Origin of the sequence: Bradyrhizobium iriomotense, assembly GCF_018129405.1 — a bacterium.
Classification (GTDB): domain Bacteria; phylum Pseudomonadota; class Alphaproteobacteria; order Rhizobiales; family Xanthobacteraceae; genus Bradyrhizobium; species Bradyrhizobium iriomotense_B.
Window position 1 is genome coordinate 76,297 of sequence record NZ_JAFCLP010000012.1, and the last position, 16,748, is coordinate 93,044.

Consider the following 16,748-nt stretch of genomic DNA (forward strand, 5'->3'; position numbering starts at 1 on the left):
GCCTAACCCAGAGTCTCGACCAGACGGTGCAGCGCCTGCGCCGTCGTTTCGCTATCCTGCACCAGCGCGAGGCGGATGTAGCCTGCGCCGGGATTGAATCCGTCAGGCTGCTGTCGCGCCAAAAAGCTGCCGGGCACCACGCGCACGCCTGCTTCCTTGAAGAGCCTGAGGGTCACCGACACGTCGTCGCCGAGCTCGGACGTGTTGAGCCAGACGCAGAAGCCGCCGTCAGGCCGGCGATAGCCGTAACGATTGCCGATGATCTGGTCGGCGAGATCGAACTTGATCCGGTAGAGCCTGCGGTTCTCCTCGACATGCGTCTCGTCGCCATAGGCGACGGTCGCGACGTGCTGGAGCGGCACCGGCACCTGGGGCGCGGCGATGTTGCGCAGCTCGAGGAACATGCCGATGAGCTTCTTGTCGCCGGCGGCGAAGCCGACGCGCAGGCCCGGCAGGTTGGAGCGCTTCGACAGCGACTGGAACGCAACCACGCGGGTGAAGTCGGGGCCGGCGCATTCCAGCGCGCTGCCCGGGGCTTCGCGGGTGTAGATCTCCGAATAGCATTCGTCGCTGAGGATCACGAAGCCGTAGCGGTCGGCGAGTTGCTTCAAGCGTTTGAAATAGTCGGGCTTGGCGACCGAGCCCTGTGGATTGGCGGGCGAGGCCAGATAGAACGCGACCGTCCGCGCCAGCGTCGCCTCGTCGATGGCGTCGAGATCGGGCAGGAAGCCGTTCTCGACCGTGGTCGGCAGATAGATCGGCTCGCAGGCGGCGGCGCTCGCACCGGCGCCATAGACCGGATAGAACGGGTTCGGCATCAGGATGGCGGGCTTGCCGGGGCGCGGGCCGACATAGCGCGCGGCTGCGATGGCGGCGAGGAACAGCCCCTCGCGGCTGCCATTGAGGACGAGAATCTCGGTCTTGGGGTCAAGTGGCCGTGGCAGCTTGAAGCGCGACGACAGCCAGGCGCCGGCAGCGTTCCGGAACGGCTCGGTGCCCTGGTTCATCGGGTAGCGGCCGAATTCGGCGATGTGCTTGGCCAGGACCGGGCCGACGAAGTCAGGCACGGGATGCTGCGGCTCGCCGACCGCGAGCGAAATCAAGGGCTTGCCGGGCTGATGCGGCGCCAGCAGTTCGTTCAGCCGAACGAAGGGCGAGCGTGCGGAATCGGAGCTTCCACTGGCCTGCGGCGCACGGGATGAAGCGGTCATTGCCATTCTGGGCGCCAGTACTCTTGGAACGGCCGGTCGCACCAAGGCGCCGGCGGGAAGCGGTTCAGTTCACCATAGATAGGGCGAGGTTAAGACGCGATTAACCATCGGCCGCCGCCGCCGTCCAGAGCGGGAATAAGGGGGCCGGATAACAACGGGATGCATGGCGGGCTCGTCCCTCTCCCGCTTGCGGGAGACTTGCGGGAGAGGGAGTGCACCGCTTTCGTGGGTCGACCTTCAGCGCCCCGGCAGCTTCTCGAATGTCTTCATGCCGGCGGGAATCGCGTGGAACTCCTGCATGTCGCAGGTGTAGATCGCCATCTGCGGATGGAATTGCTTTGGTTCGTCGAGCGTACCGACCTTGACAATCGCGGCCGGCAGGCCCGGAACCTTGGTCACCAGATGCGTGCCGCATTCGGCGCAGAATTCGCGCGTGACGGCGCGTTCGAGGTCCTTGCGCGTGAACTGCTTGGGCTGGCCGGTGATGTAGGAGAAGCCGGCTGCCGGCATCGCGATGAAGGTGTTGGGCGCACCGCCCGAGATGTACTGGCATTCGCGGCAATGACACTGCGCCTGCATCATCGGGTCGCCCTCGGCGACATAGCGCACTTCGCCGCAATAGCATCCGCCTTCCAAACGCATGACGACCTCCGATTGTTTTTCGTTGTAGTCGGTATTTCTGCGCCGGCAATCTGGAATGGCAATCTTTTTCTTCGGCACCTGGTCAAAAAGAAAATCTGCAAAAAGAAAGGGGCTCCAACTTGCGCTGGAGCCCCTCAACGGTCGGGGCATTGCCGGGTATGTGCCCAAACCGTAGTTGTGGGTGCGATCTCCGAGGAGATCGCGCCCGGGAGGAGAGGTTACATGTTGTAGGCGCGCTCGGTGTGCTCGGTGATGTCGAGGCCTTCACGCTCGCTCTCGACATTGGCGCGGAGGCCAACGATCACATCGACGACCTTGTAGAGGATCGCCGAACCGACGCCCGACCACACCAGCGTGGTGCCGACGGCCTTGAGCTGGGAGATCATCTGCGCCGCGAAGTCGTAATCGGCAACCTTCGGCGGGATCGCGGTGTAGTCGATGATGCCGGCGCCGCCGAGGGCGGGGTTGACGAGAATGCCGGTGCCGATGGCGCCGACGATGCCGCCGATGCAGTGCACGCCGAACACGTCGAGGCTGTCATCGTAGCCGATCGCGTTCTTCACGACGGTGCAGAAGAACAGGCAGACCACGCCGACCACGAGGCCGAGGACGATCGCACCCATGACACCGGCGAAGCCGGCGGCGGGCGTGACGGCCACGAGGCCCGCGACAGCACCGGAGATGACGCCGAGCACCGACGGATGACCCTTCACGATCCACTCCGCGAACATCCACGACAGCGCGGCGGCTGCGGTGGCGACGAAGGAGTTGGTCATGGCGAGGGCAGCGCCGCCGTTGGCCTCTAAGTTGGAGCCGGCGTTGAAGCCGAACCAGCCGACCCAGAGCAGCGAGGCGCCGATCATCGACATGGTCAGCGAGTGCGGGGCCAACAGGTCCTTGCCGTAACCGACGCGCTTGCCGATCAGGAGGGCGCCGACGAGACCTGCGATGCCGGCGTTGATGTGCACCACGGTACCGCCTGCGAAGTCGATCGCGCCCGCCTTGAAGATCCAGCCGGCGTCGGCATTGATCTCGTCGAGCTTGGCCTGCGCCGCGGTCTTCGCCGCTGCATCACCAGCCGCAGCGAGAGCCTTGGCCGCATCCTGGATCGCGTCCGGGCCCGGCCAGTACCAGACCATGTGCGCGATCGGGAAGTAGATCAGCGTGACCCAGAGCGGGATGAAGAGAGCGATTGCCGCGAACTTCATGCGCTCGGCGAAGGCGCCGACGATGAGGGCGGGCGTGATCGCCGCGAAGGTCATCTGGAAGCACACATAGATGAGCTCCGAGATGTTGGCGTCGACCGAGAAGGTCGCGGCCTTCGAGTCGGTGGTGACGCCCATCATGAAGGCCTTGGAGAAGCCGCCGATGAAGTCGGAACCGCCGGTGAAGGCGAGGCTGTAGCCGTACACGGCCCAGATCACGGTGACGACGCAGACGGTGTAGAACACCTGCATCAGGACGGAGAGCATGTTCTTGGAACGGACGAGGCCGCCGTAGAACAGCGCGAGGCCGGGGATCGTCATCAACAGCACCAGCACTGTCGATGTCAGCATCCAGGCGTTGTCTCCCTTGTTGACCGTTGGCTCGGCGTAGGCTGCGGTCGCAGCGAACAGGCCGACTGCGAGAGCGGCCAATCCCGCGCCATAGGGACGCTTGAACGTCATATTATTTACTCCTGCTTGGATAAGGTTGAGCGCGAAATCAGAGGGCCGCGGCATCGGCCTCGCCGGTGCGGATACGAACCGCATGGTCGAGATTGATGACGAAGATCTTGCCGTCGCCGATCTGTCCGGTTTTCGCAGCGGACGTGATGGCGTCGATGGTCTTGTCGACCTGGTCGGAGGCGACAGCGACCTCGATCTTGATCTTGGGCAGGAAGCTCACGGCATATTCGGCGCCGCGATAGATTTCCGTATGGCCCTTTTGGCGACCATACCCCTTGACTTCCGTCACCGTGAGACCGTGAACGCCGATGGCGGTCAGGGCGTCACGGACTTCTTCCAGCTTGAATGGCTTGATAATCGCCATAACAATTTTCATGGGTCCTATCCCCGCTTGGGCCCGGTCCGGACGTGGCCGGGCGTTTCTCGACTGGTTCGCCACGAGGGAGAAGTTTCACTACGCGGGCACAGCCGGGACCCCTAGAATCAAATGCCGTGCCAGATCGGGCGCATTGCCTAACGGATTATGAAAACGGGTGTTTTCGCGCTTGGCGCGTCTTGCGGTGCAGTGCGTTATTACGTCGCGCTCAAAAGCTGATCACGGCTGCTCAAAAAGCGAGCACGACAGGCTGCCGACACAATGTTGCTCACGTGTCGGGCAGCGAGAAGGTAATTACGTAGCGCAGAAGCCTATTGCAGGGCTTCACCGTGCTGCGAAATATCCAATCCCTCGAGCTCGTGCTCACGGGATACGCGCAAGGGCACGAACAGGCCGACCAGCTTGAGCAGGATGAAGCTCACCCCCGCCGACCAGACGAAGGTAACGGCGACCCCGTAGAGCTGGATCAGGAGCTGCTGCGGATGGCCCTCGATCAGGCCGGCCGTGCCGCCGATCGCGCTGGTTGCGAACACGCCGGCGAGCAGGGTGCCGGTCAGGCCGCCGATGCCGTGGACGCCGAACACGTCGAGCGAATCGTCATAGTCGAAGCGGTGCTTCAGCCAGGTGCAGGCCCAGTAGCAGATCACGCCGGCGGCGATGCCGATGACGATGCCATGCCACGGCGCCACGAAACCCGAGGCTGGCGTGATGGTGCCGAGACCGGCGACCGCGCCGGAGATCATGCCGAGCACGGAGGGCTTGCGCCGTGTCGACCATTCGATCGCACCCCAGGTCAGCGCGCCGGAGCAGGCGGCGAGATGCGTGGCGATGATCGCCAGCACCGCACGCGAATTGGCTGCGCCTGCCGAGCCGCCGTTGAAGCCGAACCAGCCGACCCACAACAGGCCGGTGCCCATCACCGCGAGCGACAGATCGAACGGCGAGAGATTCTCGGTGCCGTAGCCATGACGGCGCCCCATCACCTTGGCGGCGACGAGGCCGGCGGTGCCGGCCGACAGGTGCACCACGAGGCCGCCGGCGAAATCGAGCACGCCCAGGCTGTTGAGGAAGCCGCCGCCCCAGACCCAATGCGCGAGCGGAATGTAGACGAAGATGAACCAGGCGACGGAGAACAACAGATAAGCGGAGAACCGCATGCGGTCGGCGACCGAGCCCGCGACCAGCGCCACCGTGATGATCGCAAACGTCATCTGGTACAGCATGAACAGCGATTCCGGGATCGTCTTCGCCGCGGGGTTGACGCTGTCGAGTGTCATGCCGGCGAGGAACCAGCGGTCGAGCGTGCCGATCCACGGCCCGTCGCCGACGAAGCAGAGCGAATAGCCGAACGCGACCCAGAGAATGGAGATCAGCGTCACCGCGGCAAGACTCTGCGCCATGGTGGCGAGCACGTTCTTCTTGCGCACCATGCCGGAATAGAACAGCGCCAGCCCCGGGATCGTCATCATCAGCACCAGCGCGGTGGCAACGATCATCCAGGCGGTATCGGCGGTGTTGATCTCGGAGGCGGCGGCGTGCGCCGGCGCGGCCATGACCAACGCAAGTCCGATCGGCGCAGCCGAAGCGGCTGCACGGCGCAACAATCCCGCCATGTCGTTTCCCCCAGCATAGAAATTACGTCGCACGCTTGCGGCGTCGTTGCCCGGTGCGATCGAAGAAGATCAAAGCGTTTTCAAGCGAAGTGGATACCGGTTCGCGTGAAGAAAACGCGTCAAAACAAGAATCTAAAGCGCGTCGCTGTCGGTTTCGCCGGTGCGGATGCGCAGCGCGTGGTCGATCGGCGTGACGAAGATCTTGCCGTCACCGATCTGGCCGGTGCGGGCCGTCGAGGTGATCACGGCGACGGCCTTGTCGGCGACGTCGGAGGCGACCGCGATCTCGATGCGCAGCTTCGGCAGGAAGTTCACGACATATTCGGCGCCGCGATAGATCTCGGTGTGGCCCTTTTGGCGCCCATAGCCCTTCACCTCGGTCACGGTCATGCCGTGGACGCCGATCGCCGTCAGGGCCTGGCGGACCTCGTCGAGCTTGAAGGGTTTGATGATCGCGACGACGAGTTTCATGGTCAGGCCTATTCCCCGGGATGCGCCGCGCCGTATGTCCCCGGCGCTGCGTCAATCTGGCATCTTTCCGGGCAAATGGCACAAAAAAGTTGCAGGTTGAAGCAGAAAAACGTTTGGCCATGTGAACGGCCGCCTCTGTACAGGGCAGCCGTTCATCCTTCACAATGCATTTTTGGCATGGATGCGGTGAACCGAAGCGGTGAACCTAAGCGCCTTGGCCGGTACATAAGTATGTTCGAGGGGGACGTTTCATGGCGAGTTGGTTCTACGCATCCGAGGGCAAGCAGCAGGGGCCCTTTCCGGAAGGACAATTCCGCGATCTGATCGCCCAGGGCATCGTCCGCCCGGACACGCTGGTGTGGACCGAGGGCATGGCCGGCTGGCAGAAGGCCGCCGAGATTCCGGGCCTCGTCGGCGGCGCACCTCCGATGATTCCAGCCGGCGGCCCGCCGATGATGGGCAGCAGTGGCTATGGTGGCGCTGCCGGCGGATCGCTGACGGCCGATTTCAGCCCGTTCGGTCTGCTCGGCCGCAGCATCGTGTTCTTGATCGGCATCCTGCTGGTGATTCCCGCCCCCTGGGTCACCGTCTGGTTCTACAAATACATCACGTCGCAGATCCAGGTGCCGGGCCGCCCGAATTTCGGTTTCGCCGGCCAGCCGATGGACATCTGGTGGGCGTTGATGCTCAACGCGCTCCTGACCTACGCCGGCGCGACCGGCATATCGTTCGCGCCGCTCCTTGCCGTGATCGTCAATGCGTTTCTCGCCTGGGTGATCCTGCGCTGGGCCGTCGCCAACTTCACCTCGAATGGCGAGCGGCTGCCGCTCTCGTTCCAGGGCAGCGCGATCGGCTATGTCGGCTGGTACCTGCTGATGATGATCTCGACCATCACCATCATCGGCTGGGCCTGGGTGATCGCGTTCTGGATGCGCTGGAATTGCCGGAACATCGAGGGCACGCGGCGCGAGGTCGTCTTCAACGGCAGCGGCTGGCAGGTCTTGTGGCGATCGGTGGTGTTCTCGCTGGCCTGCAGCTTCATCATCCCGATTCCGTGGATGCTGCGCTGGTACGGCCGCTGGTTCGTGTCGCAATTCGCGCTGGTCGATCGCGGAGCGGCCGCTCGCGGCTTCTGAGGGCTATCTCCGCTCGCGCACGGAGCCTTCCTGCGCGACGGAGGCGACCAGCGTGCCATCGGGCTTGAAGATCGAGCCGCGGGTCAGGCCGCGGCCTGATTGCGCGCTCGGCGAATCCTGCGCATAGAGCAGCCATTCGTCGGCGCGGAACGGGCGGTGAAACCACATCGCGTGATCGAGGCTCGCCGGCATCATGCGCTTGTCGAACAGCGTGCGGCCGTAACGCGCCATGATCGCATCCAGCAGCGAGAAATCCGAGGCATAGGCGAGCGCGCACATGTGCAGCGCCGGATCGTCCGGCAGCTTTGCCGCGGTCCTGATCCAGACGTGGATGCGGCCGTCGTCGATCTTCTGGCCGAAATAGCGGCCGAGCTCGACCGGGCGCAGCTCGATCGGACGATCCGACTCGTAGTAGCGCCGGATGAACTCCGGCATCTCGCGGAACATCGGCTGCTTCGCCGCCTCCTCCGCTGTGAGCTTCTCCGGCGGCGGCACGTCGGGCATCTTGTCCTGATGATCGAACGCGGTCTCCTCGTCGGCGTGGAACGACACCATCATCGAGAAGATCGCGTTGCCGTGCTGGATCGCGGTGACGCGCCGCGTGGAATAGCTCTTGCCGTCGCGCAGGCGCTCGACCTGGTAGATGATCGGGATCTGCGGATCGCCCGGCAGGATGAAATAGCAATGCAGCGAATGCGGCAACCGGCCCTCGACCGTGCGGCAGGCCGCAACCATGGCCTGTCCGATCACCTGGCCGCCGAACACCCGCTGCCAGCTCGTCTTCGGGCTGTTGCCGCGGAACAGGTTCACCTCGAGCTGCTCGAGGTCGAGGATCGAAATCAGGTCGATCAGGCTTTTGGACATGCTGGTGCTTTCTCGTGCCGCGTCATTCCGGGGCGCACGCAGTGCGAACCCGGAATCTCGAGCTGAAAACCTCTGGATTCCGGGTTCGCGCCAATCAAGTCGGCTGTTGCCGACTTGGTTAACTTAACGCGCCGAACTCGGGAAAAGCCGAGTTCGGATCGCGCGCCCCGGAAGGACCGAAAGAGGCCGTTCCGCCCTTGTTTCACCGCACTGTTTCGCCCAGCTCAAGTCTGCTAGCAAGACCGAGAATTGACCGGGAAGCTTGGTATGTCGGTACAGGGAAGCATTGTCATTGGCGGCGGCGCGTTTGCCGGCCTCGCACTGGCTCTGGCGTTGCGCCAGGGGCTCGGTCCCGAGATCCCCGTCATCGTCGCCGATCCCGCGCTCAGCACGCGGCCGAGCCGGGACCCGCGCGCCACCGCGATCGTCGCCGCCTGCCGCCGCCTGTTCGAGGCGATCGGCGCCTGGGATGACGTCAGGGGCGAGGCGCAGCCGATCCTCGACATGGTCGTCACCGATTCGAAGCTGGAGGACGCCACCCGTCCGGTGTTCCTGAATTTCGCCGGCGATGTCGCGCCGGGCGAGCCCTTCGCCCACATGGTCGAGAACCGCCGCCTGATCGATGCGCTGGTGGTGCGCGCCGAGGCCGAGGGCATCGATCTTCGCGCCACCACGGTTGCATCCTACGATGCGCGCGCCGAGGGCATCGACGTGACGCTCGGCGACGGCAGCGTGATCGCGGCCGGCCTGCTGGTCGCCGCCGACGGCGCGCGGTCAAAGCTTCGCGAGCGCGCCGGCATCGTCACCCATGGCTGGGAATATGACCAGTCCGGCATCGTCGTCACCGTCGGGCATGAACGCGACCACGAGGGCCGCGCCGAGGAGCACTTCCTGCCTGCGGGCCCCTTCGCGATCCTGCCGCTCACGGGAAAACGCTCATCGCTGGTGTGGACCGAGCGCCGGCCTGAGGCCGCACGCATCGTTGCGCTCAGTGACGAGGAATTTCACGCCGAGCTCGAGCAGCGCTTCGGCCTGCATCTCGGCGAGGTGAAGGCGCTCGACAAGCCGCGCGCGTTTCCGCTGTCCTATTTCGTCGCGCGCTCCTTCATCGCCGAGCGCCTCGCGCTGGTCGGCGATGCCGCGCACGTCATCCACCCCATTGCCGGCCAGGGCCTCAACATGGGGCTGAAGGACGTTGCCGCGCTGGCCGAGGTGGTCGTCGACGCCGCGCGGCTCGGCATGGATCTCGGCGGCGCCGACGTGCTCGAGCGCTACCAGCGCTGGCGCCGCTTCGACACCATGGCGATGGGCGTTGCCACCAACTCGCTGAACTTCCTGTTCTCCAACCAGTCGACCTTGCTGCGCACCGTGCGCGACATCGGTCTCGGCCTCGTCGACCGCGCCCCGCCGCTGAAGAACCTCTTCATCCGCCAGGCCGCCGGTTTGACCGGCGAAGTGCCAAGGTTGTTGAAGGGCGAGGCGTTGTAGGGCGCGCTGGCGCTACACCCTCCACTGTCGTCCCGGACAAGCGCGCCCCAAGCGCGCGCAGATCCGGGACCCATACTCCGCAGCAATCGTTTTGCGAAGACCCGGAGTTACCAGCTCGTGGAACAATGCAATTCGGGGGTTATGGGTCCTGGCTTTCGCCAGGACGACATCGGAATTGTTGCGCGGCCATCGCGCAAAACCTCAATCGATCTTGCGTGCCTCTTCCGGCAGCATGATCGGGATGCCGTCGCGGATCGGATAAGCGAGCTTGGCGCTGCGCGAGATCAGCTCCTGCTTTGCGGAATCGAACTCCAGCGGGCCCTTGGTCAGCGGGCAGACCAGAATCTCCAGCAGCTTGGGATCGACACTGGCTTCGGGACGTTCGGTAGGCGAGTTCATCATTGTCTCCGGCGTTCGGTTGCCCTCTAGCACAAAAATTTGCGCCCGCCCATCGCGGGCTCAAGCCGAAACCATCCGCAGAATCTCGTCGAGCATGCCCTGAAGCCGCGCCGCCGGTACCGGCGCCCCGGACAGGGCAAAGCCGAGGAACGTCCAATAGAGGATCTGCGCACGGGCCTGCGCCGTCGTCGGGGCAAGCCCGCGTTTGCCGAGCAGCTGCTCGATATAGTCGAGCCTGCGGCGGTCGATCGCGCGCACCGCTGCTTGCGCACCCGCATCGAACGCTGCCCAGTTGCGCACCGCGCGCTCGAGGTCGAGCCGCGCGCCGAACGACCTGCGCAGCAGCGCCTGCAGCGGCTCGTCGCCGGCGGCCTCGACGTCGGCGATGATCTGCTCGGCCGCGATCTCGCGCCAGCGCTTCAGCACCGCGGCGTGGAACGCGCCAAGATCGGCAAAATGCCAATAGAAGCTGCCGCGCGAAACCCCCATGGCCTTGGCCAGGGGATCGGCCTTCAACGCGGTGAAGCCGCTCTTGGCCAGCGTCTTCAGGCCCTGGCTGGTCCAGTCCTCGACGGAGAGCTGTTCGGTCATCTCGGTTCCCAAAATCCGACCATACACTAGTGTATTGACAGGTCGCGGACCAGCGCTTATCTCACCATACACAGATGTATGGAAAAACCTTCGGGAGCCATGACGATGCGTGATCTCCTGCTCCAGTGCGCCGGCGTCCTGACCATTGCCGTGGCCCTCATCCACGGTTACCTCGGTGAGGCCAAGGTGTTCGTCCGCGCCCGCATCGAGCCGGAACGGCTGCGCACCCTGATCCGCCTGGTCTGGCAGGCCTCGACCGTCGCCTGGATCGGCGGAGGCGTGCTCCTGATCGCCGTGCCCTGGATGGGCTCGGAGCCGGCGCGCCACTGGATCGTCGTCACCATGGCCTGCGTGTTCGGCTTCTCCGCTCTCGCCAACGCATGGGCGACGCGCGGCCGGCACTTCGGCTGGATGATGCTCAGCGCGGTCGTCGCGCTGGCGGTTGCGGGCTACTAGCTGCCTGTGAGGCGTAAGGCCGCAGAGGCGGGTCAAATGCGCACTGCATGCGGAGAGCACTCGGCTTTTGGCCAATGTTAGAACTTATCTAAAGCGATCTATGCCCGAACCGGATTGACTTCATCTCCTCCTTTGCTTCCTTCGGTCCCGCTCGCGGCTCCGCGCAGCGTCCACGACAGAGAGGAGAAGTTCGTGAAGGTCATTCGTGTTGTTGCCATTGCACTGACGGTCGGGATTGGCGCGGGATCGACGGCCATGGCCGACGGTTTCAAGGACTGCACCAAGCTCGACAAGGCGTCGTGGAAGCCGGCCAGCGAAGCTGAAGCCAAGGCCAAGGCGCTGGGCTACGAAGTGCGGCGTTCCAAGATCGAAGGCTCGTGCTACGAAGTGTACGGCGTCAAGGAAGGCAAGCTCTACGAGCTGTTCTACAGCCCGGAAGATCTCAGCCTGAAGCACACGATTGCCAAGTAAACCTGCCAAGTAAACTTGCAAGTAAGCTTGCCAGTTGAGCTGCGCGAAATCGTCCGCGCAGAGTTAGGCTCGAGGGTGGTCCCAGCTTGATCGAAGAAGCGGTGCCAGAAGCGCGCGGGGAGTCCGACAGGGCCCCCGCGGATCGGACCGCATCGCGGACGGTCGCGGTCTGGGATCTTCCGCTACGCCTCTGGCACTGGGCTTTCGCGGCCAGCATCCTGGCCGCGTGGTTCACGCCCACCGTCTATGACCGGGTCCATCGCATCGTCGGCTATACGGTGCTCGGGCTTCTCGCCTTCCGTCTGGTCTGGGGTTTTTGGGGCAGTCGCTACTCCCGCTTCCGCATGGTCGGCGTCCGGCTTCGGGCCGCGCCACGCTATCTCTGGAATCTGCGCCGCGGCATCACCGGCCGCTATATCGGGCTCAATCCCGCCGGCACGTTGATGCTGGTCGCGCTGCTGCTGGCGACCGCGGTCTCGGCGATCACGGGCGCGATGTCGGTGACGGTGACCTTCTTCGGCCTCTGGTGGGTCGAGGACACCCATCACTATTCATCGGACGCGGTCATCGTACTGGTCGTGCTGCACGTCGTGGGCGTGCTGCTGATGGGACTTCTTCAGCGCGAGAACCTGATCCGCGCGATGATCACCGGCCGCAAGCGGATTCGCGGTCAGCACTAGCATTCGCGGCACGCACTCTTCCCTCGGCTTGGGCGCGGTTGCGGAACGGCGCTGCAAAAATCGAAATTGAGCAGGAAGCGTTAACGCGCCGGTAAGCATGCAATCAGGCGTTGCACAAAATTAACGCGATGAACGTTTAGCGCATCCACCATCGATGTCATTGACGATGGAGCCGTATTGAATGTTCCGCGTTTTTTCCTGTCTTACGGCCGAGCACGATTGGCGGCTCGTTGTACTCGCAGGCCTGGTCTGCTTCGTCGCAAGCATCGTCGCGGCCAGCATTTTTCACCGTGCGATCGCGACGCGCGCGAGAACGCGGTGGATCTGGATCGCTATTGCCGGCGCAGCCATCGGCTACGGAATCTGGGCGACGCATTTCGTCGCAATGCTCGCCTATGAGCCCGGCGTCACGACCGGCTATGGCCTCGTGCTGACGGCGTTTTCACTCGCTGCGGCAATGCTTTTGACCTCGGTCGGCTTCGGTGTTGCGGTCGGCGCGTCCCGCCGGTGGGGCGCACTGGCAGGGGGTGTCATCGTCGGTGGCGGCATCGCCAGCATGCATTATCTGGGAATGTGGGCCCTTGAAGTGCCCGGCCGGGTCACCTGGTCGGTGGACCTCGTCATCGTCTCGATCATCCTGGGCATGTGCCTCGGCTACGCCGCGCTGGCAGCTGCCCTCACCTACCAGGACTATCGGGGCACGCTGGGGGCGGCTGTCCTGCTCACACTCGCCATCGTGTCGCATCACTTCACGGCCATGGGCGCCGTGCAGATCACGCCGGATCCCACCCTCGCGACGGATACGCTTTCGCTTTCACCGGCGTTTCTCGCGCTTGCCATCGCCGGTGTCGCACTTTCCGTGCTGGGGATGAGCCTGATCGGCGTGCTGGCCGATCGTCGCCTGGCAAGCCGAACCGCCAGGTTCGAGGGGATCATCAGCCAGCTTTCGGTCGCCCGGCAGCAGCTCGAAGATTCGCAGCAGGAACTACAGGGACAGACGCTCAGGCTGGACACGGCGATCAATCACATGGTCGAGGGCCTTTGCATGTTCGACGCCGAAAAGCGGCTTGTCGTCTGCAACGAGCGTTATGCCCGACTCTATCAGTTGCCGCCGGAACTGCTGAGGACAGGGACATCGCATACCGACATCATCAGGCATCGTATCGCGAAGGGCATTCTCAAGGGCGATTCCAGCGAAGGCGCTGCCGAGCAGTTCATCTCGAAACTGGCGGCGCTGCCGTTCGACGCAGTCTCGAGCAGGATCGACGAGTTTGCGGATGGCCGGCTGATCTGCGTGACGCGACAGCCGATGGCCGGTGGCGGATGGGTGGCCACGCATCTCGATGTGACCGAGCAACGCCGGTCCGAGGCCAAGATCACCCACATGGCGCAGCACGACGCACTGACCGATCTGCCAAATCGCGTGCTGCTCAGGGAACGGATGGAGCATGCGATTGCGGTGACGCGCAATGGCGGCCTCGATCTGGCCGTGCTCATGCTCGACCTCGATCGCTTCAAGGAGGTCAACGACACGCTTGGACATCCGGCCGGCGATGCCCTGCTGCGCGTCGTTGCCGCGCGTCTGCGCGAATGCGTCACGGAAACCGCATTGATCGCCCGACTGGGCGGCGACGAGTTCGCGGTCATCGACTACGTGACCAACCCGGCCGTGGAGGCCGCCGCCCTTGCCGAGAACATCAGAAAGGCGCTTTGCGAACCCTTCGATCTCGGCGATCACCGGGTCACGGTGGGCACCAGCATCGGCATTGCCATCGCGCCGCGCGATGGCAATGATTCCGACGTGATCCTGAAGAGCGCGGATCTCGCGCTCTACTCGGCCAAGAGTGGTGGGCGTGGTGCATTCCGCTTCTTCGAGCCGCAGCTCGACGAGCTCATGCATGCGCGACGCAACCTGGAGCGCGAGATGCGGGCTGCGCTTGCCGGCCGTCAGTTCGAACTTCACTACCAGCCGTTCGTCCGCGCCGCGACCGGCGAGACCTGTGGCTTCGAGGCCTTGCTGCGCTGGCATCACCCGCAGCGAGGCCTGGTGCTGCCGGGCGAATTCATCCCGCTTGCGGAGGAGACCGGCTTGATCGTGCCGCTGGGCGAATGGGTCTTGAGGACCGCCTGCGCGGAAGCTGCCACATGGCCCGCGCATGTCAGGATCGCGATCAACCTGTCTCCCGCGCAATTCAGGAGCAAGGAGCTCGTTCCGGTCATTGTGGGCGCGCTGGCGAGTTCAGGACTTGCGCCGCACAGGCTCGAGCTCGAGGTCACCGAGACGGTGATCATGCACGACAGCGAGGCCGTGTTTGCAGTGCTCGCTCAGCTGCGCGAGCTCGGCGTGCGCATAGCCCTGGATGATTTCGGCACCGGCTATTCATCGCTGAGCTTTCTGCAGAGATTCCCGTTCGACAAGGTCAAGATCGACCGCAGTTTCGTCGACGAACTATCCAGCACGCGGGCAGAGGCGCGCCATCTCGCACGCGCAGTGGTTCGTTTCGCAGTCAGTCTCGGCAAGACGACGACCGCCGAAGGCGTCGAAACGGAAGAGCAGCTCGACATCCTCCGTGAGGAGGGGTGCGTGGAAACGCAGGGCTATTATTTCAGCCGGCCGATGCCTGCTTCCGACGTCGCCAGAATGCTGCGGCGGGACGAAGCAGCCATCCGCGCTGCGTGAGCCGTTAAAGCGCGATGAGATTGGGACGAATCGTCATCGCGCTTTAGGTTGTTGTTTACGCGTGATCTTTCCGGAAAACCGCTTCGCACTTTTCCGGATCATGCTTTAGACCCTCACTGCAATGGCGGATCGCCGCTGGTGCGCTTCTTGGCGAGGTCCATCTCGGTGACCGCGATCAGGATCTCCGCGCGGGTCTTCAGGTCCGGCGCCTCCAGCATGGCCTGCTTTTCGGCGGGGCCGTAGGGCGACATCATCGCCAGCGCGTTGACGAGCGCCTCGTTGGGCGCGCTCTCGACGCCCTCCCAGTCGACCTTGAGATTATTGGCCTTCAGGAAGTCGGCGAGCACCGACAGCAGCGCCTCGCGATCGACCTTGTCCTCGCCCATGCGCGCGGTGAAGTCGTCGACGAAGGTGAAGAAATCCACCTTGCACTGCCGGTAGGCGGTGAGCACCTCGAGCTCCTCGACCACCTTGAAGCGGGAGACGCCGGTGAGCTCGAGGATGTAGCGGCCGTCGCCGGATTCGGCGAGCTGGGTGATGCGGCCGACGCAACCGACGCGGAACAGCGCCGGCTTGTCGGAATTCTTCGGCGAGTGCGCCACGTCGGGCTGGATCATGCCGATCAGGCGATGGCCGTCGCGGAAGGAATCGTCGACCATCGCAAGGTAACGCGGCTCGAAGATGTTGAGCGGCATCTGGCCGCGCGGCAGCAAGAGCGCGCCCGGCAGCGGAAACACCGGAATGATCTCGGGAAGGTCGGCGGGTCCGCGATATTCGATGTTGATCGGCATCTTGTCCCCGCTGACGTCGCTAGAGCATGATCCGGAAAAGTGTGCAGCGGTTTTCCGACAAGATCATGCTCCAAAAATAACCGCGCTTACGAAAACAGAATCGTCGACAAGCGCTTTCGTCCCTCGACCGTTGCATCATCCGTGCCGCCCCAGGCCTCGAAGAACTGCACGAGCTGCTTGCGGGCGCCGTCGTCGTTCCACTTGCGGTCGCGCTTGATGATCTCGAGCAGCTGGTCGGTGGCGGCCGCGCGGTTGCCTTGCGCGTTGAGCGCGGTCGCAAGGTCGAACCGGGCCTGATGATCGAGCGGGTTTGCGGCAACTTTCTGTTCCAGCTCGGCCACGGGCCCGAGCTGCTCCGCCTGCTCGGCGAGATCGATCGTCGTCTGCACGGCCTTCACCGCGGGATCGTTGCGCTTGGATTCCGGGACCATGGCCAGCGTCTGCTTGGCCTGCTCCATAGCGCCGGAGACGGCGTAGCACTTGGCAAGGCCGGCCAGGGCCGCGATGTTGGTCGAATCATGCTGCAGCGCCTCGGCATAGATCTGCGCGGCGGCCGCGGCGTCGCCCTCGGCGAGCACGGCATCGGCTTCCTGCACGATCTCGGCGACGTTGACCTCGCCCGGGGCGGTGACGCCCTTGGTCAGCTTTTCGATGAAGGCGTTGAGCTGGCTCTCGGGCACCGCGCCCATGAAGCCGTCGGCCGGCTGGCCGTTGACGAAGGCGATCACGGCCGGGATCGACTGGATGCCCATCTGGCCCGGGATCGCCGGGTGCTGGTCGATGTTCATCTTGACCAGCTTGACCTTGCCCTTGGCCGCTTTGACCGCCTTTTCGAGCACGGGGGTGAGCTGCTTGCAGGGGCCGCACCACTCCGCCCAGAAGTCGATCAGCACCGGCTGGCGCTTCGATTCCTCGATGACGTCCTTCACGAAGGTCTGGGTGGTGGTGTCCTTGATCAGATCGGCCGCAGCCGGGCCCGCCGCTCCGTTACCCTGGTCGATGATCGTCACGGGATTCCCTCGTCTGATGTCTGGAATGGCGGCTCTTTAGCACGTCGCCAATGCATATGCTTCGGTGTCGGCTCCTAAATTGGGCCGAATGGGCCGAATTTCAATCCGTCGGCTCCGATTCGGCGGTTCCGGGGCATTTTCGATCGATTTGGCCGCATTCGGGGTCTATTTAGGCCCGCAATTGCGAATCTATGCTGCCGGT

17 protein-coding genes are annotated in these 16,748 nt (G+C 64.2%); 6 read left to right on the forward strand and 11 right to left on the reverse strand.

The features are described from left to right. Nucleotides 1–2: 2 nt before the first annotated feature. The 6 genes from JQ592_RS23430 to JQ592_RS23455 all read right to left on the reverse strand — a co-directional run bounded on the left by JQ592_RS23430 (nucleotide 3) and on the right by JQ592_RS23455 (nucleotide 5,980). Nucleotides 3–1,217 carry an aminotransferase class I/II-fold pyridoxal phosphate-dependent enzyme gene (locus tag JQ592_RS23430; RefSeq protein WP_211405151.1) on the reverse strand — a complete coding sequence of 405 codons (1,215 nt, stop codon included), beginning with the start codon at nucleotides 1,215–1,217 and terminating at the stop codon, nucleotides 3–5. A 231-nt stretch (nucleotides 1,218–1,448) separates the two neighbouring features. After that, nucleotides 1,449–1,853 (reverse strand): GFA family protein, encoded by a 405-nt coding sequence (locus JQ592_RS23435; RefSeq protein WP_211405152.1) that lies wholly within the window; start codon nucleotides 1,851–1,853, stop codon nucleotides 1,449–1,451. Between the two features lie 218 nt (nucleotides 1,854–2,071). Continuing rightward, nucleotides 2,072–3,520 (reverse strand): ammonium transporter, encoded by a 1,449-nt coding sequence (locus tag JQ592_RS23440; RefSeq protein ID WP_211405153.1) that lies wholly within the window; start codon nucleotides 3,518–3,520, stop codon nucleotides 2,072–2,074. 37 nt (nucleotides 3,521–3,557) lie between these two features. Continuing rightward, on the reverse strand, nucleotides 3,558–3,896 hold the full coding sequence (locus JQ592_RS23445) for a P-II family nitrogen regulator (protein ID WP_008142813.1): 339 nt from the start codon (nucleotides 3,894–3,896) through the stop codon (nucleotides 3,558–3,560). A 311-nt stretch (nucleotides 3,897–4,207) separates the two neighbouring features. Beyond that, nucleotides 4,208–5,509 carry an ammonium transporter gene (locus JQ592_RS23450; protein WP_211405154.1) on the reverse strand — a complete coding sequence of 434 codons (1,302 nt, stop codon included), beginning with the start codon at nucleotides 5,507–5,509 and terminating at the stop codon, nucleotides 4,208–4,210. 132 nt (nucleotides 5,510–5,641) lie between these two features. Next, nucleotides 5,642–5,980, reverse strand: coding sequence for a P-II family nitrogen regulator (locus JQ592_RS23455; protein WP_018323564.1), 339 nt, complete (start codon nucleotides 5,978–5,980; stop codon nucleotides 5,642–5,644). A 251-nt stretch (nucleotides 5,981–6,231) separates the two neighbouring features. Between JQ592_RS23455 and JQ592_RS23460 the strand changes: the two genes are divergently transcribed. Then, entirely contained in the window at nucleotides 6,232–7,116 is an 885-nt protein-coding gene (locus JQ592_RS23460; RefSeq protein ID WP_211405155.1) for a DUF4339 domain-containing protein, read from the forward strand. Between the two features lie 3 nt (nucleotides 7,117–7,119). On the opposite strand, the gene tesB is transcribed toward JQ592_RS23460, so the two are convergent. Then, a complete protein-coding gene (gene tesB / locus JQ592_RS23465) occupies nucleotides 7,120–7,980 on the reverse strand; it encodes an acyl-CoA thioesterase II (RefSeq protein WP_211405156.1) in 861 nt (286 codons plus the stop codon). A 267-nt stretch (nucleotides 7,981–8,247) separates the two neighbouring features. Between tesB and JQ592_RS23470 the strand changes: the two genes are divergently transcribed. Beyond that, nucleotides 8,248–9,468, forward strand: coding sequence for a ubiquinone biosynthesis hydroxylase (locus JQ592_RS23470; RefSeq protein ID WP_211405157.1), 1,221 nt, complete (start codon nucleotides 8,248–8,250; stop codon nucleotides 9,466–9,468). A 201-nt stretch (nucleotides 9,469–9,669) separates the two neighbouring features. Here the strand turns inward: JQ592_RS23470 and JQ592_RS23475 are convergent, their stop codons facing one another. Further along, nucleotides 9,670–9,867 carry a Trm112 family protein gene (locus JQ592_RS23475; protein ID WP_211405158.1) on the reverse strand — a complete coding sequence of 66 codons (198 nt, stop codon included), beginning with the start codon at nucleotides 9,865–9,867 and terminating at the stop codon, nucleotides 9,670–9,672. A gap of 60 nt (nucleotides 9,868–9,927) precedes the next feature. Further along, on the reverse strand, nucleotides 9,928–10,458 hold the full coding sequence (locus tag JQ592_RS23480) for a TetR/AcrR family transcriptional regulator (protein ID WP_211405159.1): 531 nt from the start codon (nucleotides 10,456–10,458) through the stop codon (nucleotides 9,928–9,930). A gap of 105 nt (nucleotides 10,459–10,563) precedes the next feature. On the opposite strand from JQ592_RS23480, the gene JQ592_RS23485 reads away from it, so the two are divergent. The 4 genes from JQ592_RS23485 to JQ592_RS23500 all read left to right on the forward strand — a co-directional run bounded on the left by JQ592_RS23485 (nucleotide 10,564) and on the right by JQ592_RS23500 (nucleotide 14,745). After that, nucleotides 10,564–10,914 carry a hypothetical protein gene (locus tag JQ592_RS23485; RefSeq protein ID WP_211405160.1) on the forward strand — a complete coding sequence of 117 codons (351 nt, stop codon included), beginning with the start codon at nucleotides 10,564–10,566 and terminating at the stop codon, nucleotides 10,912–10,914. Between the two features lie 192 nt (nucleotides 10,915–11,106). Continuing rightward, nucleotides 11,107–11,385, forward strand: a complete 279-nt coding sequence (locus JQ592_RS23490) for a PepSY domain-containing protein (protein ID WP_018648269.1) — start codon at nucleotides 11,107–11,109, stop codon at nucleotides 11,383–11,385. Between the two features lie 86 nt (nucleotides 11,386–11,471). Continuing rightward, a complete protein-coding gene (locus JQ592_RS23495) occupies nucleotides 11,472–12,065 on the forward strand; it encodes a cytochrome b/b6 domain-containing protein (protein ID WP_211405161.1) in 594 nt (197 codons plus the stop codon). A gap of 181 nt (nucleotides 12,066–12,246) precedes the next feature. Continuing rightward, entirely contained in the window at nucleotides 12,247–14,745 is a 2,499-nt protein-coding gene (locus JQ592_RS23500) for an EAL domain-containing protein (protein WP_211405162.1), read from the forward strand. Nucleotides 14,746–14,858: 113 nt separating this feature from the next. Here JQ592_RS23500 and JQ592_RS23505 read toward each other — a convergent pair whose 3' ends face one another. After that, a complete protein-coding gene (locus JQ592_RS23505) occupies nucleotides 14,859–15,536 on the reverse strand; it encodes an LON peptidase substrate-binding domain-containing protein (protein ID WP_211405163.1) in 678 nt (225 codons plus the stop codon). Nucleotides 15,537–15,622: 86 nt separating this feature from the next. Then, nucleotides 15,623–16,546, reverse strand: coding sequence for a thioredoxin (gene trxA, locus JQ592_RS23510; protein WP_211405164.1), 924 nt, complete (start codon nucleotides 16,544–16,546; stop codon nucleotides 15,623–15,625). Nucleotides 16,547–16,748 lie beyond the last annotated feature (202 nt).